The following is a 26,057-nucleotide window of genomic DNA, read 5'->3' as shown; positions in this document are numbered from 1 at the left end:
TCCAGTCAGGGTTGACTGCGGTGATCACCTGCACCCAGGGATCCTGACCGACCGTCCTGACTAGACAGACACCGGGGTTACGAGACGTCCCTTAGGAGCGGGGGCGCCGCAGGTGGCTGGCCCGGCCGGGCACGATCGTCGGCCCGGACCGCAGGTCGGGTTCATCCCTTCGTGATCATCTCTGGCCGTCCAGCCGATGACACGACCGGTCCCGTCGGCGGGACCCACATCAACACCTGATCTTGCACGTCGTACGCCTCGGGCAGGATGAGGCCTACCAGGGACGACTTCCCGCCGACGTCGCGGTGGATCCTGGCGAGCGGCTTATCATCATTCCCCGATCGACAATGATCGCGGCGAAGGTGGACATACCTGATGCATGACCTGTTCCGCGGTGATCCCGGTGAGCTGCTCCGGCCAGCGCTGGAGGGAGGCTCATTGCCTGCTGGCCGGGTTCGGCGACGCATGCGCTGCGGACCTTCGCGAAGGCATCGCGACCTCGTACCCGCCAGCGGCGGACAGTCCGTCAACTGATGCCGGCAAATGAAAGTGCGCAGGTCGAGCCGCCTGGCTGCGGAGGAGGTCAACCGTCCTCGGCAGGTGGTTCTCGCACAGTTCGTGCAGTTCGTCTTTTGTACGGGTCAGCCGGACCGGGACATCGAGATCCATCGTGGATCAATAGGCTCTGGGCTTCTCAACTCGATATGAGGAGGGCTTGGATGTCCAAAAAGCGGGGGGCTGCCGTCATCGCGGTGACCTTGGTGGCAACGACTGCAATGTCGAGCAGTCCGGCGGCGGCCGATCCGCCTCAGTTGACGAACCAGCAGATCGCGGCCATGTCACCTGCGGAGCAGGGCCTTCTGCTCCAGCCGCTGCGCGAGATAGCGAATGCGGCCTCTGCGGTTGGAGCCGCCTCGCACAGCGATGTCTTTTCCGGTCTCGAGCTTGACGGACCGACGGGCACGGTCAAGATCTATCTGACAGATCTCGGCGCGGCGAAGGGCTTCCTTGCCGCCGTGCGGAAGAACGACCCGACGATCGAAGCCGACCGCATCGAGCTGAAGCAGGGTGGTCACACGCTCAGCGAATTGAAGTCGGCGAGTGAACGGCTCATCAACGAGCAGCAGCGTTCGGACCTGTCCATCGAGAGTGTGGTGGTCCCCGCAGACGGCAGCGGTCTGCGAGTGCGAGCCCGGGATCTCGCGCGCGCTGCGGAGGCGTTGACGCCGTCCGCTGTCGCTCGGCGACCGGTCGCCGAACTCGTCGGTGTTCCTACCGTTGTTGAGGCGGCTCCCGCGATGGCCGATGCTTCGCGCAGGCGGGACAGCCCGCAATGGATCTCCGGGGCGGCTCTGAGCGCATCGGGAACGACGCAGAGCGCCGGCTTCAACTGCTCATCCGGCCTGCCCGCCCGCCGGAACTCCGACGGGAGATCATTCCTGATCACCGCCGCGCACTGCTACGGCAACAATGCAACGGTCTACACCGGGTGGGAGAACGGCGGACGTAACAGGATAGGCGTCACCACCACGCGCTCCGACTATTACGACGCGGTGGCCATCGACACCTCGTCCACCGGGACGACGGCGAGCCGGACGTGGGACGGCAAGTCGCCCAATTTCGTTGTCAACGACGTGGTGGGGTCTGCTCTCTCCTACGCCGGAGACTGGGCCTGCCAGACCGGCTACAAGTCCGGTGTCGTTTGCGGCATTCAGGTGACCAGCGGCTGGCTTACCTGGGTTGGGTCCAACGGCGTCACGCACGGCGGCGTCGAGGCGGTGCAGCGCGACGGCCTCGCGGCATGCCTGCTCGGTGACAGCGGAGGGCTTGTGTTCAACATTCGATCCAACGTTCGTCAGGCTCGCGGGATCATCAGCCAGTGTGGCGGCTCGAATGCGAGATGGACTGAAGCGCCGGCGATCTTCAACATCCTTGGAATGTCGCTCGCGCCCTGACTAGGCCGCGATGCTTCCCCCGCGTGGCCCGGTTGTCGGGGCTGCGCGGGGCGAGCATCGTTTCAGCCCGTCAGTGATGCTTTCACCACCAGCGAGGCGACTGCGGGCGGGAGCGGAACCCCGAGAGCGAGTTCCTCCCCGCGGTCCTCGATCGGGCCGAGCACCAACGCGACCTCGTAGCGATCGGGCGCGGCCCAGATATCAGGCCAGGTCAGAGACGGGCACAACATCTCTCGCGGCCCGAGTTGCTGCGTGTGCGGTTTGCCCGGAGCGAGATCGAACCCATCCCGGATCGCGTCGACCGCCTGGGCCCTGGTGTCGCCTGGCTTGTTGACCATCGGCCCTCCGCCGACGATGACGCCGTCCTTCAGGTAGAGCACCTGGAGATGTGATGGCGGGCTGGAGGCCACATGAACCGCACGCGTGGCGGCGAATGTCGCAGTGACTGCCGGGCCGGAGTCTCCGTTCACCTTGGCGACCGAGGACAGCTCCGCCGAAAGAATGCCTGCCGACGGTGTATCAGGCTGGTCGTAACGGTCGCCGCAGACGTACACCGCAGGCTCTTGGCTGCTGGCGGTGGGCCCGGTCGGAAGCGACGGCCCCGGCGTGGCACCCGTCCCGGTGATCGGATCTCCACCGCCGACCATTCCGGCGATGCCGGCCGTCACCAGCGAGACCGCCATGATCGAGGCGGCAGCGGTTCCCGCCGCCAGTAGACCGCGCCGTCGCCTCACCCGTGCGAGCACGCGGTCGCTGGCGAACGACGGCGGGGCGGCCCGGTCAGCCAAGGTTTCCAAACGCTCCCGCAAAAGATGATCATCGGACGGCACGGTCGTCCTCCCTGGTGTCATCGTGCAGCAGCCTGGCCAGGCGGCGTCGACCGTCGTGCAGGTGGCGCTTCACCGTGCCGACCGCGCAGCCGAGTTGTGCGGCGATTTCTGGAATGGGTAGATCGACGTGGTAGTAGAGGACGACGCAGGCTCGTTGTTGGGGGGCGAGCGCCAGGAGCGCCGTCCGAAGGTCGTAACGGGCGTCAACAGCACCTGAGTCGTCGTCGATCCAGTCCGGCGTGACCGCGAGCGGCATCACCCGCCGCCACACGCCGCGCCGCCGGACCCGGTCGAGGTAGAGGTTGAGTACGGTCCTACGAACGTACTGCTCGGGGTTCTCAATCTCGTCGCGGCGTCGAAAGGTGAACGCCCGCACCAACGCATCCTGCACCAGGTCTTCGGCATCGCCATCGTCACCGCACAGCAGGTAGGCGTAGCGTTTCAGCGCCACACCCCTGGTGTTGACCAGATCCGTCAACACTCGCTCCCAGCTGGCCACGACCAGTCCCCTCGATGTTGTCTCCAGTATCTTGGACGAACCAGAGGCCACCCCGGTTGGGCGTCGAATGGTTTTTTCTCTCACGGAGACCGTCGACCTGGTCGCCGGTCTGCACGACAGGTTCGACAAGGCCGGCGTGGCCGTTGATGAATACTTGGAACGCACTGTGACGTGGACCGTCGGCGGGTCGCGGGACGTCAGCGGCGGGGCAAGCCCGGAACGGCAGGCCCCCGGCGAGGACCGGGCGGATGGGCGTTCCGATGGTTGACCTTGGTGCCGGGCTGCAACGGCCGGGGCTGACGGCCGTGACACCGTCCCGGGCCCGACAAACACGCGCATCGAGGCACTGGTCGTGCTGCGACCCGACACCTGGCCACAACCATCAAAGAGTACGAGTGGCAGCCTGCGCCGCCCGGCTGGGACGCGACGCTGAGCGCCGAAGTCCGTTCCTACCCACCGGCGGCAGCTGGCAGGTCAGCGAGGAGTACGCCGCGGACGTGCGGACGTCGCAGTACAACGGCACCGTCTATCTCGATGCCGGCACCGGCACGGTCTACCTGCGAGTCACCGACGCTTGACCCGACACGATCGCGGCCGGTCGCGGACGCTCCGCTGCGATGGGTTCGCAACACCATTCCACCCCCGACAGTACGCCGACAAACAGTGCGTGGGAATTGCGCGCTCGTGGCCTCTGTCGGAGGTGTCTTGTATGGTCAGAGGCGTACTGAATCTGCGTGGCAGCGCCTAGCGGAATTGATTCTTGGGGGCAACGATCACGCGTTTCACCGATGGCGTCCGGATGTAACAAAATGCAACACGGAGAGGGCGGGAGCCGATGGCCGACGACATGGGATCGACAGTGCCGCGACGGCAGCTCGGGCGGGCGCTGCGTGAGCTGCGCACCGAGGCGCGGATGACGCTGGACGGCGCGTCCGAGGCGATGCAGTTCAGCCGGCAAAAGATGTGGCGCATCGAGACCGGCCTCGGCCCGGTCCGCACCGTGGACGCCAAGGCCCTATGCGAGCTGTACGGGGCGACGCCCGACCTGACCAGCGCCCTCACCGCCCTGGCCAACGAGACCAAGGCCAAGGGCTGGTGGCACTCGTACGGCGACGCCGTCCCCGACTGGTTCGAGCTCTACGTCGGTCTGGAGTCCGCCGCGTCACGGCTCCGGGAGCACGACGACACTCTGGTCCCTGGGCTGCTCCAGACTCCGAATTACACGCGCGGCGTCTACCAGAACCGTCCCAACATGCCGGCTGACGAGTTGGAAGAGGTTCTGGAGGTCCGCCGACGTCGACAGGAAATCCTTATTCGCCGACTTCCGAAGGCACCCAAGCTGGAATGGGTCCTGTCCGAGGCCGTCCTACTTCGACGCGTCGGCGGCCCTTCGGTCATGGCCGAGCAACTGGACCGGCTTCTTGAGCGAGCCGAGCTACCCAACGTGTCGATCCGCGTCCTGCCGCTGTCCGCTGGTGCGCACTACGGCGCACTGGCGGGAGCCTTCGTCATGCTCGATTTCCCGCTCGTCAACCGAGTCGTCCCTGATCAGTCCGTTGTCTACAGCGAGTCGGTGACCGGGGCCCTTTATCTCGACAGGCCCGACGAGTTCGCGGTCTACGAGAAAGTCTGGGCGAGCCTCCTCGACCTCGCGCTTGATGAGGAACAATCAAGAAGGATGATCGGCAAGATCAAGGGAGAGGTCCACCATGGCTGACGAACTGTTCGGTGCGCAGTGGCGGAAGAGCACCCGCAGCGGCGACAACAACGGCAACTGTGTGGAGGTCGCCGACAACCTGCCCGGGCTCGTCGCCGTACGCGACAGCAAGGACCCGGCCGGACCCGCCCTCACCTTCTCCCCCGCCGCTTGGACCAGCTTCGTCCGCGCCACCAAGTCTGAGAACTGAGCCGCATATCAGACGGGGGCGCAGCCGGGCGGAGCCGCCGGACGCTCCCGTCGCGGAATCGATCGGGCGACCGCGTCCTCAGTCCCAGGACGGGTCAGGTCCCTGAGCAGCGACCACCGGGTCCGCCACGGCCTCCACGTTCGCCGCGTAGATCACGGCATGTCGGAGGCTCGGGTTGCGCGGGCGAACGCCACTGACGCTCACTTTGAAAGGAAGCAAGGTAGATTTACTTAGGCCGTCGACTTGGCCGGTAGCCGGCCTTAAGGAGTGACGGCGTCGAATTGTAGTGCGCCCTACTGGGCTTCCCGGTCCTGGGCAGATGGAATCTCGGCATCAGTCTCTGCGCCATTTCTCTGCCGCGGCAGATGCTGGTCCGAATCAGTGATCCACTCCCCAGACGCTTTATCCTGGGGATCTTCGCCGAAAAAGTTGCGCCATCCATCAACGGAACTCAGCTCTCGCACGAGCTTCTTAACGTACGCTTTGGTGTATCCATAATCGCCGTGCAGCGCGTCATAAAAACAGTACTTCTCGTCAGTCCTTTCTGGGTGGTCTGAACGCCCAACCGGCCGAACTTTCAACTCCTGCCATGCCCTGACGAAGTGTCCCATGTGAAAAACGAACGGTACTTGCTCAGCTACCGCAAGGACTACCTGTCGAGGCTTAAAAAGTTCGTGATTTACTACACTCCGTTTCTGCTCACGCACGACGACAAAACCCTTCCGACCCAGTTCCTCGACAACCGCCTTTTGCTCCTCCGTCATGTCGTCATAGCGCGTATACTGAATCGCCAAAGAGTCTGGATCCTTCGGAGCCAACTCATTGGTTACGCGCAAGCGGAATTCGTACCGCGGGTCGTTAACAAGATCGCTCGTCAAGCCTGATTCATAATCGACTACGAATTTTCGAAGGGGTGCCGGTAGAGCCTTTCGCAGGCGGCGTAGAGCAGTCTCACCAGCGTCGGTAAAGCTACCCACGAAAAGAGGGAATCGAAGCATGGCGGCAAGGCTCACCGTTTCGCCAAACTTCCCCGCCAGTTCCTCCTCATAATTCAGAAGTAGCGCTTGAGCATATCCGCTCAGCGCGATCGCGAGAGATAGATCGGCCTTGCCAGCGTAGCGATGCTCGATTTTATTGCGGAGACCAATGAAGAACTCGACATTTTTGCGGATTGGGTCATCGAAGAGCCACCGCTCGGCCACGCATCTTGCCAGCTCCCAGCGTTTTGGCTCGCCATCGATGCGCTCCAAGAACCGCGGGTTACCTCGCTGCCGGTAGCGGAAATCTACACCATCTCGAGTGAACTCTGCGTGTAGTAAGTACAGCCAGGCAAGGTGCATGTGCACCACAAATCCCTCAAAGGAACGTTCCTCTGCGGGATCGTTGTAGAGGCGCACTGCGAGAGCGGCTTCGGCTCGCGAGGCCGTAATCATGGGCCAATGTCGTTGCGGACGCGGCATTATAATCCTGCCCCTGAGGTACTGCCGAGGAAGAGAACTATAAGTTCACTGACACGATCCAGCAGTGCAAGCCGACTTCTTGTCTCCATACGAATCATCCGCTAGCTACCCTAGATGAATCCGGCTCCTGTTTAAATCGGCCGATCAGCCGGACAATCAGCCCTCGGTGCATACCGTCGTCGTCAAGCGCGGGCTACGACCGCTTGCCAGCCTGCGTCAATCGCGTCTCGAAGCCGGTTACTGAACGCGGCATGCGCCTGCCGATACTCGTTCACTCGATCCGCCTTGTAAAACGGGGCAGTGAACCCGTCCAGCTGCGGATTCCGCTCGGGATCGCTCATGTAAGCGACAAATTTTTCGTAGTCGGCCTTCGCTTGCCCGGAACCGAAAGCGCTTCGATGTTCCGCGAGCTTCCGTCCACGCGCATCAAACCATGTCGTCTCTTCATACCTCGTCAATTGTGGGAATCGGCTAAGATAGATTGCAACGAGCTCGTCTGCGCTGATGCCTAGCCAAACCGACACTAAAGCGTCGAGCTCGACCAGAGCACTACGGCGAGCGCGCTCGTTTCGGATCGGGGTATCCGCATTCCAGCGGGCTGTCAATGGTGCGCCTCCGCCCTGTCCGAGGGGCTCCATGTTTGGCCAATCGACAGCCCACGACTCGTCCAACCACGCGTCGTTATAGAGAGATGACCATAGCTCAGCGTAAGCACTCGTTATGCAGTTCAACCGTAGCGTTCGAAGCAGCGCCGGCAGCGCCAAAGGATGACAGCGTGTTCCGGCCGGCATCGCACGAGCTTCCGCCTGCCGGAGGTCAGCACGCCCTGTGATGCGTAAGAAGTAGTCAAGGGGTAGTGCGGTCCAGAAGGCAGCAGCGAGAACGGTTTCGCTGTCATTCGATGCTGCAAGAGAATGGATAGCGTCAACGTGTGAAGCACCTGGAGGAAGGAGAGCAGCGAAAAGCGATCGCTCGGTGTCGTACGGTATCCTCCGACGCCATGCAAGGCGGTAAAACTCCGTACACCGGCGTCCATTCCAACTCTCTTGAGCCGCTCGAAACCGCTCTAACTCGCAGCTACGAACGTAGTCGGTAGAGGGAACTGCATCCACACTCAACGCCGACAAGTCAGTAAGCGGATCGTACGTTCCAGTCCGCGGCGGCTGCTTAGCAAAGGGCGTTGCGATAGTCAACTGAGGGCCGCGAAGAATGACTTCCTCCCAGACTGCGGGCTGATCAAGTGCCCGACGAATTAGCCCCTCCCTAGGGGCATTGGCCTCGTGGTAGCCAGAGCTAATCCGCGGTTCCAGAGCGCCAAGTCGGTCCCGGTAGGCAGTAAGGGCCGCAATCGCCCGTTCCTCGAGTGTTGTGACTGGGAATAGCAGTTGGGTTTGCTCCACAGTTCCTTCAGCCTCTGGCCGAAGCTGCCGCCAGGCAGCAAGACGCTCACGGTCGACATGCACCACCCGCGTAGCATGAGGGCGCAGATCCCAGGCACCATTATGCTTGATCGATGGCGCGTCGCCAGAACCGTCGTGAGCGAGCGATTCAACGATAACCATCGGATCAAACATCCAGCTCAAATGAGCGAACGACACCTCTTGCCGTCGCCCGTATACGTTCACCGAGTACTGGCGCGTCCAGCCGATCTCCGGGAACAGCAGGCGCCGATTCTGGAAATGGGCATGCAATCGCAGGTGGCTGTAAGTGGCCGCCCGCAGCAATCCTTCACGCGCTCCACTAAAGTGGCCATCCGGATGAATGACACCCGCGATCCCGCGTTTTCCGAGGTGCCGCCAAACGCGGCACATAAACGCTCGATACAGGTCTGGCTGCGTGCCACTCAAGACGGTGTATTCGGTAGCGCTGCCGAGAGTAGCCACCAAACCTTCATTGGAAATCAACTCACTGAGCACGGAGGCGCGCACTCGCCCATCCTCCAGCAGCACCCTGCGGCGCTCGTGCCGAAGCCGAGGCGATTCGCTAACGACCAACTCGAACCAGGGGTCGTGCTCGGCGAAAACCAAGTTCTCCTTCCACTCTGGACGCACCCAGGGCGGATTGCCAACTTGGAGGTCGAAACCGCCCTTGGCGAACGCCTGGACAAAGGTGAGTTCCCAGTGGAAGAAGCCCTGCTGTTCGGCGACTTGGTCGGCGGCGAGCAGCCAGGGGAACCGATCTGACAGCATCCACGGTGAGTCGACGCCGATCACCCCGTCGAGCTTTCGCTCGAAATCGCTTATCTCGCTCAGGCTCGTGAACGTCCGGCCGTAAAACCGCTCGGTGTTCTCGTCCAGGTCACTCCGGCCAATGAGCGCTTCGGCGAACGTCAGCCAGTCGTCCAGGTCGGACAGGGGCACCTGTTGGCGGAGCTGTTCCGCCACCGTCATCCGCCGGGTGCCGCTCGCCTTCGTCGGCATCTTCATCTGCTGCGGCTGAACGTTGCCGAGGAGGTCCGCCACCTCGTAGACCACCGGTTCCTCGTACGCCGGCTCGTCCTTGATGTGGGAGACCTGGACGGGCGCGGCTGGGTACGCCGAATCGTAGCCGTCGAGTAGCCCGACCTTGTCCAGCGGCCAGAACCACAGCGCGCACCAGACGTCCATCAGCGTCTTGAGCCGCCAGTACGGCGTGCCCGGCGCGGTCAGGTCGGCGAGGATTTCTTCCCGCGGCACCGCCTCAGTAACGCGAGGCAGGTCGTCAGCTCCCCAGACCGCGATATCACGGCGGATCTCCCGCTCGGAGATGTCGAGGCGCTGCTGCACCAGCCCCCACAGGAACTCGACCCGCCGCGCGAGCGCCTGCAAGCGCTGGACCTGCGAGTTCTTCCCCTTGGCAGAGGGCGTGCGCTTCATCGCCGTACGCCAGGCTTTCAATCGGGCGGTCTCGGCCGGCGCCAGCTCGCGGGCCTCTTTCTCTCCCGCGACCGCGCCCCACCCGTCGGCGGGGAGCAGGAAGTGGTGGATGGTCCCCTCATCGATCGGACCGTCCCGGAAGGGCTGCTCCTTCGGCGCGGTGGTGAGCCACGACTTGTCGGCGAGCTGCTTCGGGTTGTAGGTCTTGCGCCCGCCGCCGATGAGCGAGTTGCCGCGCTGGAGGTGCAGGCCGAACCAGGGTGCCTGGAGACCGGCGTGCATGACGTTGAGCCAGAGCGACACCTCGGCCAGCTCGACGGCGGTGCGGTTGAGGTCGACGCCGTAGCTGTTGTGCAGGGCGATGTACGCCTTCACCCGCTGGAGTTCGAGGTGGTAGTCCTCGGGGTCGAGGGTGACCTCAAGTTCCTTCTGCCGGCGGCGCAGGTATTCGGCGGCGACCTGGTTGATCGCCTCGTTGAGGAACGCGCCGGAGCCGAGCGCCGGCTCGCAGATGGTCCAGTCCAGCAGCTCGCGGGCCGGGGTGATGGTGTCGTCCTGGTCGAGCCGGTACTTGAGGGCGAGCTGGACGGTGACCTCGGTGAGCGACTGCGGGGTGTAGTAGGAGGCGCTGGTCTGTCGGTCGCGGCCGGCGAGCCGGTAGACGAACTGTCCCGCCTCGTAGCAGACCCGGCTACGGACCCCGGTGTACGCGTTCTCCTTGTAGACGAAGACGTTGTCGTCGTACTCGTCGGTCTTGGAGGCCGGGATCATCCACGAGCCGTCCTTCGGGTCGCCGTTCTTGGCGACCTCGTAGAGCTGCTCGGTGGCGACGAAACCGGTGTACGACATCAGGCCCTCGTAGACCGCGCCGAGCTGGTTGATGCCGAGCTGGGCGTACGAGATGAAGCCGCCGCGGCGCTTCTTGCCGCCCTTGGTGAGCATCAGCCGGCGCAGCACCTCGTAGAGGACCTTGTTGCGCAGCCGCGTGTCGATCTTCGGGGCGTCCTCGTCGTCGGGGTCGCTGCCTGGCACGGCGATGAGCCGGCCGATGAGTTTGGTCTTCTCCGGCAGGAACAGGTCTGACTTCATGGGCTCGAAGCGCAGCCCCTCGCCCTCGCTGGCCTTGTCGGCGATGTCCGCGCCGCCGCGTGGCCGGTGCCCCTCGTTGACCATGCGAAAGAGCAGGTCGAGCGACTCGTACAGGTGGGTGCCGTCCTCGGCAGAGGGGGCGAGGCGGCGGGAGACGAGGTCACCGAGGCGGGCGAGGCTGTAGCCCTCGATGTACTGGGGGTCGTTGACCGGCAGCACGCCCAGCTCGGGGCGGGCCTCGGCGTAGAGCAGGAACAGGATGCGGTAGAGGTAGCGCAGCGACTCCCGACCCAGTTCCTTGGCCAGCTCGTCGAGGTCCATCACCTGCTGCGGCTGGTAGCCGGCCCGCCGGATCTGGTCGAGGACCTCGTTGGCGATGAGTTCGACGGAATCCTTTAGGCCCACGCGGAGTTCGCTGGATACCCCGACGGCGTGCTGACGGGAGCCGGCCACCAGGTCGGCGAGGGGTTCGGTGCCGCCCTCGGCGGGCGGGCGCAGCGAGTCGGCGCCGAAGAGCGCGGCGACGACGTCGAGTTCCTTGTCGTCGTTGCGGGCGTACGCGGTGTCGAGGCTGACGGCCAGGTAGCGGCCCTCGCCCCAGACGGTTCGGTCGGCGAGGGTGATCACGCCGCCGCTGAGGATCAGCACGTAGCGGGGCTTCGGGCTGTCGGCGGCGAAGAGCAGGGAGGCGAGCTTGGCGCCCGTCTCGATGGTCTCGGTGCTCGACAGGGTGAGCGGGTCGAGCAGGCGGCCGGCGTCGTCCGGGTCCTGGGCGGCCTCGGTGTCGACCGCCCAACCGCAGTCCAGCGCCACGATGCCGTGCGCGGTGGTCAGCTCCGCGTGGGCGACGTGGACCTCGTACTCCTGGGCGTTGCGCTCGACGGTGATGGTCTGCGGCTGCGGGTCGAAGCCGAGCGCCCGCAGCACGTCCTGGTGCTGTTTGCGCAGCCGCTCCGGGTCGAAGAAGTCGACGTCGGTCAGCTCGGTCTTGGCGTCGAAGTACGGCCGGCGCATGCCGCGCAGCCCGGCGCGCGGCGTGACCCGGCCGGACTTCTCGTCCTCGGCCCACTGCTTGAGCAGGCCGCCCTTGAGGGTGGTCGGCAGGATCTCGGCAAGGTAGTGCGCGGAGAGGTATTCGCCACGGTTGGTCAGCGACTCGAAGCTCATGCGGCGTTCTCCTGCGACGGTACGAGGACGGCGAGCACCCGCAGCAGCGGGTCGCCGGCGGTCTCCAAGCGGTCGAGCAGGTCGTGCTGCTCCTGGACGGTGGTGTCGACGCGTTGGCGTCGCTTCTCCCGGTGCGCGGCGGGCAGCTCATCGAGGATGCTGGCCTGCTGGAAGGTCCTCAACTGCTCGCGGTGCCGCTGCAACGGCTCGGCGTTGGCCTCGGCCCACTCGGCGCGCTTGCCCTCCAGGTACTGCCGGGCAACCTGAACGGCCTCCGGCAGCAGATCCTTGAGCGGTTCGATCGCGATGGCCTCGGCACGGTTGACCATCGTGGGGCCGACGTTGGCCTCGCGCAGCACCTCGTCCATCGGGCGGATCGTCGGCGACGCGGGCAGGTCGGAGACGGCCATCCACTGGACCACTGTGGGCTGGCCGAGGCGGTTGGCGTAGACGCCCTGGATCAGGAACGTCGGCGCGGTCACGTCGGCGGTGAGCACCGGGGCCTGCTGGCGGCCCAGCCGGATCAACACCTTGTCGACCAGCCAGTCGACCATCGGGTGCACGTCGCTGAGGAAGGCGATGTCCGGCCACATCGGGGTCTTGCTCTGCCGGGCCTGGTCGAGCTTGCGCTGCGCGAGGGCACGGTCGAAGGTGACCTTGAGCCGCAGGTCCTCGCCCTCCCGGTGTGCCCGTTGGTAGGTGCGGGGCAGGTCGGTGAGCCGGTGCACCAGGTCGTCGGGGGCGAGGAAGCTCATCAGTTCGTCCTCGCGCCGCAGGTCGATGTGATCCTCGGGCCGGTCCTCGTAGATCTCGTACAGGGCGGCGTCGACGAAGTCCTGGGTGGAGTCGAAGAGCTTGGGGACCCGTGCCCGGGGCACGTCCGTGGCGACGGGAGCGGTGCCGACCTCGCCGAAGAGGTCCGCCATCACGTCGATCTCGCCGTGGGCAGCCTCGTAGGACTCGTCCACCGACTTGCCGGCGAGCAGATCCCGGACCAGCCGGTCCTCCTCGGCCTTGGCGTCGTACTGGCCCGTCACGGCCTCGACACTGCCAAGGCTGCGGTGCGCGGTTTCCTCCCGGTTGAGAAGCTTCTCGGCGACCGTCCGGTCGTCCTTCGCGTCCTCGCGGTCGGAGGTGAGGATCAGCGCGCGGAACTGCGGTTGGTGCTTCTGCCCGTAGCGGTCGATACGGCCGTTGCGCTGCTCGATCCGGATCAGGCTCCACGGGATGTCGTAGTGGATCAAGTGGTGGCACTGCTGGTGCAGGTTGACACCCTCGGAGGCGACATCACCGGTGAACAGCAACCGGACGTCGCTGCCGGCAAGCTCGAACTCCTGGAGGATCGTCTGCTCGTCCTTGTCGGCCACCCCGCCGTGCAACACCCGGATCGCGTTCGGCTTGAGGCCGAGCATTCCGGGGACGACCTCGGCGAGCCACTTGATGGTCGGCACCCGCTCGGAGAAGACCACGGCCCGGGTGTCGCTGCCCCTGCCGACGCCGATCTTCCGCAGCTCGTCGACCAGCCCCTTGAGCTTGCTGGAATCCTGGTCGGTCATCGCGGAGGTCAGCTCCGCGAGCCGGTCCAGCGCCGCCCGCTCGGTGCCGGTGGCCTTCTTGCGCCGGTTGGTCACCGTCTCGTGCAGGGCGCGGTGCGAGGACAGGAAAGACTTCAACAAGGTGTACGGGAACAGCCGGTGCTGCCCGGTGATTGGCTCGTCGGTCCACTTGCCGGCCAGCCACACGTCGGTCAGCTCGTCGAAAATCTGCTCCTCAATGGTGGTCGCCGCGCAGTGCAGGGCCTCGGACGGGCCACGGTCGGCCCAGCGATCGCCGATCTGGTCGCGTACCTCCGGACTGATCTTCGTGCGGCGCAGGTAGAGGTGCGCGATGTCGCTGGCCTGGTAGTCCTTCTCGTTGGCGATCGCCGCCGGGTCGAGCAGCGAGATCAACTGCGCGAACGACTCCTTGTCACCGTTGTGCGGGGTCGCGCTGGCCAACAGCAGCGCGTCGGTCTTCGCGGCCAGGCGCCGGGCCAGCTCGTTGCGCTGGGTGCCCTTGTTGATGAGGTTGTGTGACTCGTCGATGACGACCGCGTCCCAGGTCGTGGCGTCGAGATGATGGCCGAACTGCCCGGCGTCCTTGAGGGTGTCGACCGAGATGATGGCCCGCTTGAAGTAGGTGAACGGGTTCCGCCCGGCCGGGATCTCCTGCTGGATGCGCTGGATGCCGGTCGAGTCGAGCCGGACCAGCGGGATCGCGAACCGGGTCCAGAGCTCGCGCTGGAACTGCTCAAGCACCTGCTGCGGGGACACCACGAGGATGCGGTCCCCTCGGCCCCGACGGATCAGCTCGGCGAGGATCAGCCCGATCTCCAGGGTCTTGCCCAGCCCGACGACGTCGGCGAGCAGGATCCGCGGCCGCAGGCCGGACAGGGCCAGCTCGACCGGCCGCTGCTGATAGGTCAGCGGGTCGAGCAGGAACCGGTCCGCGAGAGCCAACCCGCGCTCGGTGCGCGGCAGCGGCGTACGCCGCAGCACGGCTTCCAGGAAGAGACGGCTCTGCCGGAACCGCGACGACGTGTCCTGGACGAGGTCCGTCTCCTCCGGCACCAGCGGCATGATGTCTTCGAGATCGGTGAAGAAGGTCGCCTCGACGTCCTGGACGAACTCGGAGACGCCGACCGCCTTCACCATCGTGCCGTCCGCGGTGCCGGTCTTGACGCTGCGGATCAGCCACTCCTCGTCGCGGACGACGATGCGGGAGCCCGGGGCGAAGGTCGCGGCCTGGGTGGTGGTCATCGGTGGTGCCTTCCTACAGGGTCGAGCGGCGGGCGTACTGGCGGCGCATCTTGTCGACGAGCCATGTCACATCGGCTGGCACCTTGGCGGGCCGCTCGGGGTCGCGCTTGTCGGGCTTTGGTGTCGGATCCGGAGGGGTCTCGTCCTCGACGACCGTGGCGCCCTCCGGGTCCTGTCGCGGATCAATGAGGTCGGGAGGGACCAGCAGTTCCGTGCCACCGTCGTAGGTGAGCGCGGCCACCTCCTGGCGCAGTGCGTGGACGCTCTTGCCGCTGGTAGTGGTGGCGACGGCAAGCAGCCGGGCGCGAACGTCGTTCAGACCGGGTCGGGCGGTGGGATCGAAGGCGAGCATCGTGCCGAGCAACTGCACCAGTTCCGCCGGCACCCCGGACAGGTCGGGGAGGTCGCTCGGCTCGCTGATGCGCAGCAGCAGATTCCACGAGTTGGTCGGCGGGTAAAGCCCACGACCGGTCAGCGCGAAGACCAGCGTCGCCGCAAGCGCGTAGACGTCGACCGCCGGGGTCAGCTCCCGCTCGCCCTTGACCTGCTCAGGAGACATGTAGGCGGGAGTGCCGACCAGGGCGCCGGGCTCGGTCAGGTAATCATTCCGATCACTCAACACCGCCAACCCGAAATCGATCAGCTTGGGGCCGTCGGGGCCGAGGATGATGTTCTGCGGCTTGAGGTCACGGTGCAGCAGCTTGACCTCGTGCACCTTGGCGAGGCCCTCGGCGAGCATCGCACCGGCCATCGCGGCCAGCGGCAGGGAAAGCGGCCCTCGGGCGTCGACGTGCTGGCGCAGCGTGGCCCCGGGGACGTACTCCACGGCGAGCCAGGCCGGGTTCGCATAGGGGTCCGCGCCCTCCAGGCGGGCTACCCGGGAGCCGAAGACCAGTTTGAGGCTGTCGACCTCGGCGGCGAACCGCTCCCGCACCGTCGGCGCCTCGATCAGGTGCTGCTTGATCACCTTGACGGCGACCCGCTCGGCGGTCGGCGACACCGCGAAGAACACGTCGCCCATACCGCCTGAGCCGAGCGGCCGGACCAACTCGTAGCCGCCGATTCTGCCCAGCGTCATTCGTCCCCCTCACGATGACACCCACCCAAAACTGCTCGTCTGCTCTGTCGGCTCGACGCCGGGCAGACGCATGACCGTACAACGTTCAACTTTCGACGAGGAAGCGTCCGAATGGCGGTTCCTGTTCGGCGTTGAATTCATACTTGGTTTCGCTCGATGTATGAGTCGGCGTGCGACAACCTCCGTACCTGAAGGCGTGGCCGAGCATCTGGATGCCGCTCCCGGCCCGCCAGATTTCCGCGGATGTCACCGAAGCTCTGCGCCACCGTCGGATATCTGACGCCACCAGGAAGCTTGTCAGCTTTTCCAGAACATCAGGTCGCGTGCCTGCCGCGAACAAGCCGTCAGCTCCGGCACGCCCCGCGAAGGGACGACGTAGTCACGCTCACGGATGAGCGCCAGGAAGTCCTCCGGCAATGCGATGCGGTGACGCCGCACGTAGTAGGCGAGGTCCTTCCGCCAGAGCCAGTCACCGTCGGTCACGACGGTCGAGCCGTTCATCACCTGGCGGGTCGAGTCGAAGGCGTCGTTGGCGACGTCCATCACGTCGATGAGGACGTGTCCCGAGTTCAAATAGCTGACGACCTGGGTGAGGTCGGGTAGTTCCTCGTCAGCGACGCTGTCGAAGATGCTCTCCTGCGGCTCGGCGGAGCGGACCGGCCCGAACTCGCGGAACATCCCCGCCGCCTTCAGCTGACCGCCGCCCATCAACGCCCACCGTTCGGATAGAAGGTCTTCCACTCTCCGCCACCCCGGATCATCGGGGTTTGCCCCACCGGACCATACCGGTCGACACCGACCGCGTCCGTCGGTGCCGTCACCGGCACCCCGAGGGCGTCGGCGACCTGTTGCGCCGCTGGTGGCACGCCGGCTTCGGGAGCGACGGTGCCGGTGTGGCAGGAGACCAGCCGTACCGGGCCACCGTCGTAGTGCGGGTTGGCGCGGATGGCATCGGCGATCTGCTGGGGGTGGGTGAAGTTGGCGGGGTGGTCGGCACCGTCGGCGCCCACGAGGCCGGGCCGGAACAGCCCAGTGCGTTCGCCGTGCACGACCACGTCGTGATGGCCGGGGATCGGCGCCACAGCGTCGAAGTTGCGCATCGTGGCGCTGTCGTAGCCAATGGCCGTGCTGTTCGGGCGGTGGTAGACCGGATCCCCGGCCGGGAGGTGCGCATCCGGCGGTGGCGGTGCCTGCGGATGTGCGGAGGGATCCTCCCAGTCCGACCGACGCCCCATCGAGTCCAGGTCTGGGTCTGCCCAGGTAGCAGGGCGCCCACCGGGTGTGGCGCCGTTCCCCGGGCTGACCGGGTCGGTGCGAGCTGCCCGCCGCAGCAGGCCGTTCAGATCGTCGATCAGGTCACCCAAGCGCCTGAGCAGCGGAGTCAGCCGACGCAGACTACTGATCAGCGCGCTGATCAACCTGCCGATCCGCGCCGCCCACTTGGCCACCAGACTGCTCACCTGGGAGATCACCAGCGGAGTCGCCACACCCAGCGTCGCGCCGGCCTCGGCCAGCCAGAGTGGCAGCCTGACCGCCAGCACCGACACGAAGTCCGCGATCAGGTCCCGAACCAGCTCGCGGACCAGCGCCACCAGCAGCCCGGCGCCCTCAACCAGCGAAGCGATGCCGCCGGCAGCCCGGGCGATGCCCTCCATCGCCCGTACCTGACCCGACATATGCGCCCGATAGGCCCGCGCCGAGGCGCCCTGCCACTCGGCGAGCTGCGAGGGAATCGCGGCCTGCAGGTCAGCCACCGCATCGGTGCTCTGCTTTGCGACGTTCTGCCACGTTGATGCGTACGCGTTGATCTGGTCCGGGTCGCCGGCCAGCCAGTCCAACGCGTCCGACAGCGGTTTGACGTGTTCGAGCAACCAGCCGACGCCCCAACTGACCAGCGAGCCGAGCGGGTCGAGCACTGTGGCCAGCGCGTCCATCGACGTGGCGACACCACCGATCGTGGAGTCGATCCAGCTTCCCGACTCGATGCCTGACACGGTGTCGGCGACGTCTTCCACCAACCCGAGGCCGGTGTACCACCGGGTCGAGTCGTGGCGCGGTGCCACCAGCGGGTTGGCCGCCATGTCAGTCACAACGGCAGCTCCAACCGGCCGGTGCGGTCGGTGAATCGTTGCGCGCTCGCCGCGTCGGTCGCTTCGGTCGCGGCAGCAGCCGCCCGCAGGTTGGCTGCCGCCTCACGCAGCGCCGTGGCGGACTCCCCCAGCGCCGTCACCGTCCTGTCCGCCACCGGATCGATCAACCGAGGCAGGAACACACAGATCTGCCCGTACGCCTCCACGCCCATCTGCACGTACGCCGCCGCCCCACGAGCGGTTTCCATCTTGTCGGCGGTGTCGTCGACCGTGCTGGCATGGCGGATCACCGCCGCCACCGACATCTGCATCTCCGCGTCACCAGCCACGTCAGGCGTCCTGCTCCCACCGATCCGGCTGCTCGTCAGGGGGCCTGGGGAAACGCCTGGCGAAGGTGTCGGTGACCGCCCGTCCGGTCTCCGAGTCGGTGCCCACGGTGTCGTGCACCGCAACGCTCACCTGCTCGATCAACCCGGCCTGCGCACGGGCAAGCGTGGCCATGATGATGCCGGCGAGTTCGGAGCCGGTCACTCGCTGGACGCGATTGTCCAACTGAAGGTCCGTCACCGCACCCGAGGCGGCGACCGTCACGCGCACCGCACCATCCGCGCCGACCGCCGATGCCGTGATGGTCGCGACTCGGTCCGACAGCTCAGCGGCGGCCTGGGCTCGTGTCGACAGCTCGGCTGTCCAGGAATGCAGCATTTCCTGTGCCGCGTCCGGATCTCGACCCAGCACTCTCGTAACCCCCCCCTTTACGTATCTCGGCGTGCCGTCGTTCGACGGACGCCGATCCCTCTACTGTGCACCACGATCGCGATCGACGACGCCCCGCAGTCATCGGTGCAGAGCGGAAGGATCAACCAGAGACGCCGAACGACGACTCAGAACACCGGGTTCACGCATGACGCGCAGAGCGGTGGAGGCGGAGGCCTATCGGATGTCGCCGTCCGGCGACACAACCCCCCGCGCCAAACCGTCAGCGGTGAGTTGTACCAGCTCGGCCCCCAACACCGCCGCCTCCCGCACCGCCGCCTCGAAAGCCTCCAGCCGCCGGAACGCCGCACCGTGCGCCCGCTGCTCGTCGAGCGGCAGCCGCCGCACCTGAGCCCGCCGGATGTCGAAGCGCATCGTCCCCGACAGACTCGACGACTGTTTCTCGTTCGCCGACGTCCGTAGCTGACCTGCGAGGAACCACGGATCCAACGCCGCCGGGTTGGGTCGCAGCAGGTACAGGTTGCGTCCCAGCAGTTCCCCCTCGGTCGTGACCACCCGCGCGGTGAGCTGCCGCGCGATCATCGGCACCACGACGTCCCCCACAGCGAGGGGAATCTCCTGACCGAACCGGTCGTCGACCCGCCCGGACGCCTCTACCCCGGCGAGCACGTCCGGCACGGTGAGCACCGGCGGCCCATCCGGTGCGGGTGTGGACGTGCCGGCGCGGACCGGGCCGATCAGTCGAAGAGCCCCGGTCTTCGCCAGCTCCCCCACCGTGAGGAAGAGGCCGTCCGGCCCGTCGGGCGCGGGCGTGACCTGCGGCAGCAGCGCCGGCAGCTCACCGACGATGGCGGCCAGACGCTCTCTGGTGCGTACCAGATGCTCTCCTGAAGCCTCGCCCACGACGGCGGGTTGCCGGCGGGCGGGGGTGAGGTCGACCTCCTCGTCGAGCAGCTCGATGACCGGGACCGCGCGGGCGAACCCGGCCTCCTCGACGTCGCCGTCGGGGGCGGCGGTGAAGGCCCGCCACGCGGCCAGCACGCGCGGCGCGGTGTCGGCCAGGTCGCCGCCTGCGGCGTCGATCAGCAGCGCCCGCGCCGGTGGCGGCGCGTCCGTCGCGGCGCGTCGCAGCACCCACAGGTGCAGGGGTACGCCGTGCGGCGCCGCCACCCCCGGCGGAAGGGCGATGACGGCGCGCAGGTGGCCGCGGCGCAGCAGTTCGCCGCGGATCCGTTTGCCGGCGCGGCGGCTGGCCACCGTGGGTGGCATCAGCAGGACGGCGTGTCCGCCGACCCGCAGGTGGGCCAGGGCGTGTTGTACCCAGGCCAGCTCGGGTTCGGTGCGGGGGGTGGTGCCGACTATCCAGCGGGGGTCGTGACCGAGCTCCTCGTCGCCCCAGTTGGTGGCGCCGAACGGTGGGTGGCAGACGACGGCGTCGACAGCGCGGCCGGCGAAGGCGTCGGCGCGCAGGGTGTCGCCGGCGCAGACTTCGCCGGGTACGTCGTGCAGCGCCAACCACAGGCCGGCGAGTTTGGCCAGGCCCTCGTCGAGTTCCTGCCCGTACACGGAGGTGCTACCAGCGCGGACGGCGGCTCGCAGGATGGCGCCGGAACCGGCGGCCGGGTCCAGGACTGAGCCGCCGCCGACGCTGGCGAGCCCGATCATCAGGTCGGCGAGGTCGTCGGGGGTGGCGAAAGGGCGGCCGGGCCCGGGTGTGGAGAACCGCTGCCACAGCTCGTCGAACGCGCCCTGCGGGCCCAGCTCGTTGGCGAGCGCGTCGACGTCGGGCAGTAGCGGTGCTAGCTGCGCGTCGGGGTTGCCGCTTCGGGAGCCGCGCTGACGGGCTAGCAGGAAAGCGCCGACCGCCGCGAGACCGCCGGCCGGGGAGTCGCTGGCCGCGGCGAGGTGTCGCCAGAGCCGGTCGGCGGTGGCGAGCTCGGGGAGCTTGCCCTGGGCGCGTAGCCACTGTTCGACCTGGATCAGGTCGAACTCGGGGCTCGCCGTCGTCCCGCCCACCGGGGCGGGGAAGTCGGGGTGCCGTTTACGCCAGTTGCTGACCGCAGCGCGACCGACACCGGCGAGCCGGGCGATCTCCGCTGCCGTGATGGTCGGGTTCTCCTGCACGCCGAAAGTCTCGCACATCTGTCAAGCACGAGATTGTCTGTTGACAGTGTTGTCGGACGATGCTCTCATTGACCCCGCAACGCTCACTTCAGGAGGACAACGATGCGCAAGACCACCACTCTCGCTCTGCTCGCCACCGGCCTCATCGCCCTGGGCTGCGGCTCCGGTGCCGCCGACAAGGCGAGCGACTCCAGCAGCGACACCAAGGCGAGCAGCTCCAGCGGCGACGAAGGCGGTGCCAAGGCCGAGGAGAAGCCGACGAAGACCGCCAAGATCGGGCAGCCGGCCCGGGACGGGAAGTTCGAGTTCACGGTCAAGTCGTCCAAGTGCGGCGTCGCCAAGATCGGCAGCGACGTGCTCGGCGCGAAGGCGCAGGGCCAGTTCTGCCTGGTCACGGTCAACGTGAAGAACATCGGCAAGGAAGCCCAGATGTTCGACGGCAGCAGTCAGAAGGCGTACGCGGCCGACGGCACCGAGTACTCCGCCGACTCCGGCGCGGCGATCTATGCGAACAAGAACGCCGAGACGTTCCTCAACGACATCAACCCCGGCAACCAGGTGACCGGCGTCGTGGTCTTCGACATCCCGAAGAACGTCAAGCTCGCCAAGCTCGAGCTGCACGACTCGATGTTCTCCGGCGGCGTCGACGTCACCCTCGGCTGACCTTCCGCTTCCGCACCGGGGCGGGCACCGATCTGCCCGCCCCGGCATCCCCGGCTGTTCACACCGCGCCACTTGTTCACAGAGGAGTCCTGCCGTGACCGACCCGACCACTCCGATGCCGGCGGGCGACCCCGCCGACCCGTCGCAGCCTCAGGTCCCGCCCAATGCCGATCCGACGTCCATCACCCCTGCGGGCGGCATGCTGCTCGGCGCCCCTGTCCCGACCACGCCTGGCAAGAGGTCCCACGTCCGGGCGTGGGCGGTGGGTGGTATCGCCCTGGTCATCGCCCTCTGCTGCGGCGGTGCGGTCATCGGGGCGGTGAGTAGCGATGACGGGAAACCCTCGACCGGCGCGAGCTCCAGCAGTCCCACCCCCGCTGCCACGACGGCGTCGCCGACCACCGCGGCCCCGACGACGGCGGCTCCGTCCAGCGCCCCGCCGACGGCGGCGGCTCCGACCACGACCCCGCCGGCGCCAAAGCCCAAGGTGATCAAGGGGCGGGGTGATGACGTGGTGCGGATTCCCGAGCTGACCGACCTGGCCGTCGTGAAGTTCACCTGTCGATGCAGCAGCAACACGGTCTTGCGCAGTGACGGGCCCGACGGCCTGCTGGTCAACGCGATCGGCTCGTACAGCGGCAAGCGCTGGATCAACCTTGAGGACGGTGCGCTCACCACTCAGTTCGAGGTCGAGGCGACCGGCAGTTGGACCCTGACCATCGGATCGGTGGACCAGATGGCCACCAAAGCCCTTTCAGGAAAGGCGTCGGGGAAGGGCGACAACGTCATCGTCCTCGGCGGAGAAGCCAGCGCGGTGAAGATCACCCACTCCCGGGGCAGCTCCAACTTCGTGGTGCACGCCTACTCGCTGGAAACCGGCGAGGGCGGCCTGCTGGTCAACGAGATCGGCGGTTACTCGGGAGTCCGTCCGCTGACGGCGCCGGCGCTCGTGCAGGTGACGGCCGACGGCAACTGGACCATCGCACCCGCTTGATTCATCTACGCCATCAGCTTTGTAGCGCGCAACAAGCTCTCCCTCCCCCGTGAGACGTCAGGAGGCGTCGTGCGTCCCGATGAGTTCCTCCGCACCCTGGCCCTGCTCCCCCCTCCCCTGCACGACCGTGCACTCACCCTGCGCGCCTTCACCCGCCCTACCCGCTGCGACGACTGCCAGCGCATCGGCGACGCCCTCCGCCTGGCCCTCACCGCCGCCCACTACGACGAGCTGACCTCCACCGGTGAGCTGCTCGACACCGCCGAGCGGCTGGCCGCCGACCACGGCATCCACCGCCGGTCCGGCGACGACCAGCAGCGCGGCCGCGGCCGGGTGGTCCGCTGGGCGGCGACGTCCGCGCCGCTGGTCGCCGCGACCGACGCCAGCTGGAAGGGCCGCGTCGGCGGCATCGGGTACGTCGTCAGCGACGGCCATTACGGCCTGCTCGGCCGGGGCACCGGTCGGCTCGACCCGACCGGCGTCTCCCGGGTGCTGATCAACGAGCTACGCGCGGTCGACTACCTGCTCACCGGGTATGACGAGGTGCCAGCGGGCATGACCGTACTGCTGGACAGCCTCGCCGCCCTGCGCTATCTGCGCCGCTGGCAGGCCGGCGAGACCGGCGCGATGCCGGCCGGCTACAGCCTCCGGGAGCGCCGCTGGTCGGACCAGCCCACCCTGGTCCGGCTCGCCGAGCAGGTGGCCCGCCGCCCCGATCTGACGTTCGCGCACGTCAAGGGACACAGCGGCCACGCCCTCAACGAGGCTGCCGACGGCCTGTCGCACATGGCCCGCCGGCGGCAGGAGGAGTCCTTCGACCTGCGTCCTCGGGCGCACGCCCTGGTCGACGCGTTCCTGCGCGACTGGCACGCGAACGTCACGCTCTGACCGCGCGACCACGGTAACGCACATCCACCGCTCACCCGGGCGGACCGACGACCCGTCGGTCCGCGGACACCACACGCCTGGAGACGACCATGACCCAGCCTCCCCCGCCCACCACGCCCCTGATCGAGCTGATCTTCGACCGGCTCGCCGCCGCTGACGTACCGACCGAGACCGCCGAGCTGGTCCTCGCCGCGCTCACCGGCGAAGACGACCTGACCGCCGCCCTCGCCGGCACCCCGACCCGGCTCGACACCCGCCTCCCTACCGACGACGGTCCGGCGGAGCGGATCTGGCTGAAGTCGGTGACCGTCGCCGGGTTCCGCGGCGTCGGTCCGGAGCGGACCCTCCAGGTCGACCCGGGCCCGGGCCTCACCCTGGTCGTGGGCCGCAACGGCTCCGGCAAGTCCAGCTTCGCCGAGGCCGTCGAGCTCGCCCTGACCGGTGACAGCGCCAGGTGGGCCGACAAGACCAGCGTCTGGCGTACGGGATGGCGCAACCTGCACAGCCCGGACCCGTGCTGGGTCGACGTCGAGCTGCGGGTCGACGGGGTGGCCACGCCGACGCGGGTGAACCGTGCGTGGCCGGTCGGGGCCGAACTGGCCGACGCCGAGGTGACCGTCACCAGCGCCCAGGGTCGGCACACCGGCCTCTCCGAGCTGGGTCTGGCCCGCCCGCTGGAGCTGTACCGGCCGTTCCTCACCGCCGCCGAGCTGGGCAAGCTCGCCGCTGGCACGCAGAGCCAGCTCTTCGACGCGCTCTTCGCGATCCTCGGCCTGGACGCGCTGACCGACGCCGACCAGCGTCTGCTGCGCGCCGCCCGGCCGCACGACACCACCGTCAAGGAGGTACGCGCACAGCGCACCGCCCTGGCCGACGCGCTTGCGGGGATCGCCGACGATCGGGCTCGGCGGACCGCCGTTCTGCTGCGTGGCCGGGGTGCGGTCGACCTCGGCGCGGTGACGGCGATCCTCGACGAGCCGGACGAGGCGACCGCCGACCGGGAGGTGCTGCTCTGCCGGGAGCTCGCCGCCCTCGCCCCGCCGCCGGTCGACGAGGTGACCCGGCTGGCCGGTCAGCTGCGGGAGGCGGCGGCGGAGGCGCTGCGCTACGACGGTGGCCGGTCCCGGGCCGCGCTGCGTAGCGCCGAGCTGCTCCGCCTCGCCCTCGAACACCACGACGACGAGGGCGACGGGTCGTGCCCGGTGTGCGCCACCGGCACCCTGGACGGCGGGTGGCGTGCCGCCGCCGCGCAGTCGCTCACCGAGCTGCGGCAGCGCAGCGTCGCCGCCCAGACGGCGACGACCCGGCTGACGGCTCTGCTGCGGCAGGCGCACCACCTGATCGACGACCTCGTGGTGCCCGAGGGCCCCGGGTCGGAGCCGACGGTCGGGGCACTGCGTGACGCCGTGGCCGCGCTGCGGCGCGTACCTGGGGAGCCGGCCGAACTGGCCGACCACCTGGCCGCGCGGTACCCGGCGGTGGTGACCGCGGCGGACGCGGCCCGCGCGTACGCCGAAGGGTTCCTGCGGCAGCGCGACACCGGTTGGCGGGCCGCGGCGGCCGACGTGCGCGAGTGGGTGGCCGCCGCCGACGGGCTGCCGGCGCGGGAGGCGACCCTGACCCGGTTGAAGGCCGCGCGCGCCTGGTTGAAGGACGCCGGTACGCAGATCCGCAACGAGCGGGTCGCGCCGTTCGCGGAGCACTCCCAGCAGATCTGGGCGCAGCTGCGGCAGGAGAGCAACGTCGAGTTGGGTGCGATGACGCTGGAAGGCGCGAACACCCGGCGGCGCGTGGTCTTCCCGGTCAGCGTGGACGGCGCCGACAACGGCACGGCCCTCGGGGTGATGAGCCAGGGTGAGATGCAGGCGCTCGGGTTGGCGACCTTCCTGCCGCGTAGCTGCGCCCCGGAGAGCCCGTTCCGGTTCATCGTGGTCGACGACCCGGTGCAGAGCATGGACCCGTCGAAGGTGGACGGCCTCGCGCGGGTGCTCGCCGCGCTGGCCGAGCAGCGGCAGGTGGTGGTCTTCACCCACGACACGCGCTTGCCGGACGCGGTGCGCCGGCTCGACATCGGCAAGGCGCGAATCATCGAGGTGACCCGGGCGGAGAAGTCGGTGGTGACGCTGCGGCCCGGCTCCGACCCGGTGGCCCGCTACCTGGACGACGCGCACGCGTTGTCGCGGAACGAGGAGATCCCCGCCGAGGTGCGCGGGCCAGTGGTCGCCGAGCTGTGCCGCTCGGCGGTGGAGGCTGCCTGCCACCGGACGGTCTGGCGGACCCGGGTGGCGCGGGGCGTTCCGCACGCCGACATCGAGGCGGCCATCGTGGACGCGTCGCGTCGGCTGGCCACCATCGTCGCGATGGCGGCGTTCGACGATGCCGAGAAGGGCGGCGAGGTGCTCGGCTGGCTCGGCCGCCGGCACGGAAGACGTGCGGTGAACGCGTACCAGGCGTGCCGGGAGGGCGTGCACGGTGCGAACCTGGGGGATCTGCCCGGCCTGGTCGCGGACGCCCGCCTCCTCGCGGCGGCGCTGTCGTGACCGCGCCGACGCCGCAGCGCTGCCTGGCGGCGGCCGACCAGTTGTTGCGCGGGTCCGGTCTGCTCGGTGCCGCGGCGGTCAGCGCCGGTTGGTGGCCTCGGGCCTGCGCCTGCCTGATCCGGCTCGCCCTGGAGGGCGGCGTCGACGGCTACTGGCAGCGGGTCAAGCCGGCCGTGGCGGTATGCCCGCAGGGCCGCGCGAAGCAGTTGATGCTGCGTGGCCGACTCGGGCCGGGCACTGAAACCGCCCGGCGGGTGGCGTTCGCCTGGGCGACGCTCTCCACCGCCACGCACCATCACTGCTATGAGCTGGCCCCGACAGCGGCGGAGCTACGGCGCCTGCACACCGAGGTGGGCACCCTGCTCACGCACCTCCAACCGACCGCCAGCACCACGAACTGACC

The 26,057-nt window shown here is 67.8% G+C and carries 20 protein-coding genes; 9 read left to right on the top strand and 11 right to left on the bottom strand.

What is annotated here, in order from left to right; all coding sequences use genetic code 11:
• Positions 1-719: 719 nt before the first annotated feature.
• Positions 720-1,955: a hypothetical protein gene (locus ACFYPH_RS20320; protein WP_387183767.1), complete on the top strand. Its 1,236-nt coding sequence runs from the start codon at positions 720-722 to the stop codon at positions 1,953-1,955.
• Between the two features lie 62 nt (positions 1,956-2,017).
• Here the strand turns inward: ACFYPH_RS20320 and ACFYPH_RS20315 are convergent, their stop codons facing one another.
• Both ACFYPH_RS20315 and ACFYPH_RS20310 read right to left on the bottom strand, forming a co-directional pair.
• Positions 2,018-2,785: a hypothetical protein gene (locus ACFYPH_RS20315; protein WP_387183764.1), complete on the bottom strand. Its 768-nt coding sequence runs from the start codon at positions 2,783-2,785 to the stop codon at positions 2,018-2,020.
• Positions 2,772-3,284 carry an RNA polymerase sigma factor gene (locus ACFYPH_RS20310; RefSeq protein ID WP_387183762.1) on the bottom strand — a complete coding sequence of 171 codons (513 nt, stop codon included), beginning with the start codon at positions 3,282-3,284 and terminating at the stop codon, positions 2,772-2,774. The genes ACFYPH_RS20315 and ACFYPH_RS20310 overlap by 14 nt, the downstream gene beginning before the upstream one ends.
• Before the next feature lie 395 nt (positions 3,285-3,679).
• Here ACFYPH_RS20310 and ACFYPH_RS20305 point away from each other — a divergent pair, with 395 nt between their 5' ends.
• From ACFYPH_RS20305 to ACFYPH_RS20295, 3 genes are all read left to right on the top strand, one after another.
• A complete protein-coding gene (locus ACFYPH_RS20305) occupies positions 3,680-3,862 on the top strand; it encodes a hypothetical protein (RefSeq protein WP_387183759.1) in 183 nt (60 codons plus the stop codon).
• A gap of 257 nt (positions 3,863-4,119) precedes the next feature.
• Positions 4,120-5,001, top strand: coding sequence for a helix-turn-helix domain-containing protein (locus tag ACFYPH_RS20300; RefSeq protein WP_387183756.1), 882 nt, complete (start codon positions 4,120-4,122; stop codon positions 4,999-5,001).
• The gene (locus ACFYPH_RS20295; RefSeq protein ID WP_387183753.1) at positions 4,994-5,191 is read left to right on the top strand and encodes a DUF397 domain-containing protein; all 198 of its coding nucleotides are present in this window, start codon (positions 4,994-4,996) and stop codon (positions 5,189-5,191) included. Before ACFYPH_RS20300 ends, ACFYPH_RS20295 begins: the two co-directional genes overlap by 8 nt.
• Before the next feature lie 293 nt (positions 5,192-5,484).
• On the opposite strand, the gene ACFYPH_RS20290 is transcribed toward ACFYPH_RS20295, so the two are convergent.
• From ACFYPH_RS20290 to ACFYPH_RS20250, 9 genes are all read right to left on the bottom strand, one after another.
• A complete protein-coding gene (locus ACFYPH_RS20290) occupies positions 5,485-6,624 on the bottom strand; it encodes a DUF3644 domain-containing protein (protein WP_387183750.1) in 1,140 nt (379 codons plus the stop codon).
• Between the two features lie 209 nt (positions 6,625-6,833).
• Entirely contained in the window at positions 6,834-11,762 is a 4,929-nt protein-coding gene (locus tag ACFYPH_RS20285) for a class I SAM-dependent DNA methyltransferase (protein WP_387183747.1), read from the bottom strand.
• Positions 11,759-14,560: a helicase-related protein gene (locus tag ACFYPH_RS20280; protein ID WP_387183744.1), complete on the bottom strand. Its 2,802-nt coding sequence runs from the start codon at positions 14,558-14,560 to the stop codon at positions 11,759-11,761. The genes ACFYPH_RS20285 and ACFYPH_RS20280 overlap by 4 nt, the downstream gene beginning before the upstream one ends.
• Positions 14,561-14,573: 13 nt before the next feature.
• Positions 14,574-15,638, bottom strand: a complete 1,065-nt coding sequence (locus ACFYPH_RS20275; RefSeq protein ID WP_387183741.1) for a serine/threonine-protein kinase — start codon at positions 15,636-15,638, stop codon at positions 14,574-14,576.
• Positions 15,639-15,935: 297 nt separating this feature from the next.
• Positions 15,936-16,346, bottom strand: coding sequence for a hypothetical protein (locus tag ACFYPH_RS20270; protein ID WP_387183739.1), 411 nt, complete (start codon positions 16,344-16,346; stop codon positions 15,936-15,938).
• Positions 16,346-17,728 carry a WXG100 family type VII secretion target gene (locus ACFYPH_RS20265; protein WP_387183736.1) on the bottom strand — a complete coding sequence of 461 codons (1,383 nt, stop codon included), beginning with the start codon at positions 17,726-17,728 and terminating at the stop codon, positions 16,346-16,348. The genes ACFYPH_RS20270 and ACFYPH_RS20265 overlap by 1 nt, the downstream gene beginning before the upstream one ends.
• On the bottom strand, positions 17,725-18,057 hold the full coding sequence (locus tag ACFYPH_RS20260; RefSeq protein WP_387183733.1) for a type VII secretion target: 333 nt from the start codon (positions 18,055-18,057) through the stop codon (positions 17,725-17,727). Before ACFYPH_RS20260 ends, ACFYPH_RS20265 begins: the two co-directional genes overlap by 4 nt.
• Position 18,058: 1 nt before the next feature.
• Positions 18,059-18,466 carry a YbaB/EbfC family nucleoid-associated protein gene (locus ACFYPH_RS20255; protein ID WP_387183730.1) on the bottom strand — a complete coding sequence of 136 codons (408 nt, stop codon included), beginning with the start codon at positions 18,464-18,466 and terminating at the stop codon, positions 18,059-18,061.
• A gap of 195 nt (positions 18,467-18,661) precedes the next feature.
• Positions 18,662-20,569 carry an N-6 DNA methylase gene (locus tag ACFYPH_RS20250; protein ID WP_387183727.1) on the bottom strand — a complete coding sequence of 636 codons (1,908 nt, stop codon included), beginning with the start codon at positions 20,567-20,569 and terminating at the stop codon, positions 18,662-18,664.
• A gap of 102 nt (positions 20,570-20,671) precedes the next feature.
• Between ACFYPH_RS20250 and ACFYPH_RS20245 the strand changes: the two genes are divergently transcribed.
• The 5 genes from ACFYPH_RS20245 (at position 20,672) to ACFYPH_RS20225 (ending at position 26,055) form a co-directional block, all read left to right on the top strand.
• Positions 20,672-21,232: a DUF4352 domain-containing protein gene (locus tag ACFYPH_RS20245; protein WP_387183725.1), complete on the top strand. Its 561-nt coding sequence runs from the start codon at positions 20,672-20,674 to the stop codon at positions 21,230-21,232.
• A 511-nt stretch (positions 21,233-21,743) separates the two neighbouring features.
• Positions 21,744-22,226 carry a hypothetical protein gene (locus ACFYPH_RS20240; protein ID WP_387183722.1) on the top strand — a complete coding sequence of 161 codons (483 nt, stop codon included), beginning with the start codon at positions 21,744-21,746 and terminating at the stop codon, positions 22,224-22,226.
• A gap of 69 nt (positions 22,227-22,295) precedes the next feature.
• Complete coding sequence (locus ACFYPH_RS20235; RefSeq protein WP_354856904.1) at positions 22,296-23,114, top strand: hypothetical protein; 819 nt, start codon at positions 22,296-22,298, stop codon at positions 23,112-23,114.
• 89 nt (positions 23,115-23,203) lie between these two features.
• Positions 23,204-25,654: an AAA family ATPase gene (locus tag ACFYPH_RS20230; RefSeq protein ID WP_387183719.1), complete on the top strand. Its 2,451-nt coding sequence runs from the start codon at positions 23,204-23,206 to the stop codon at positions 25,652-25,654.
• Positions 25,651-26,055 (top strand): hypothetical protein, encoded by a 405-nt coding sequence (locus ACFYPH_RS20225; protein WP_387183715.1) that lies wholly within the window; start codon positions 25,651-25,653, stop codon positions 26,053-26,055. The genes ACFYPH_RS20230 and ACFYPH_RS20225 overlap by 4 nt, the downstream gene beginning before the upstream one ends.
• Positions 26,056-26,057 lie beyond the last annotated feature (2 nt).

The organism is Micromonospora sp. NPDC005252, from assembly GCF_042872475.1.
GTDB lineage: Bacteria > Actinomycetota > Actinomycetes > Mycobacteriales > Micromonosporaceae > Micromonospora.
This window is presented reverse-complemented; position numbering and strand designations above follow the sequence as displayed.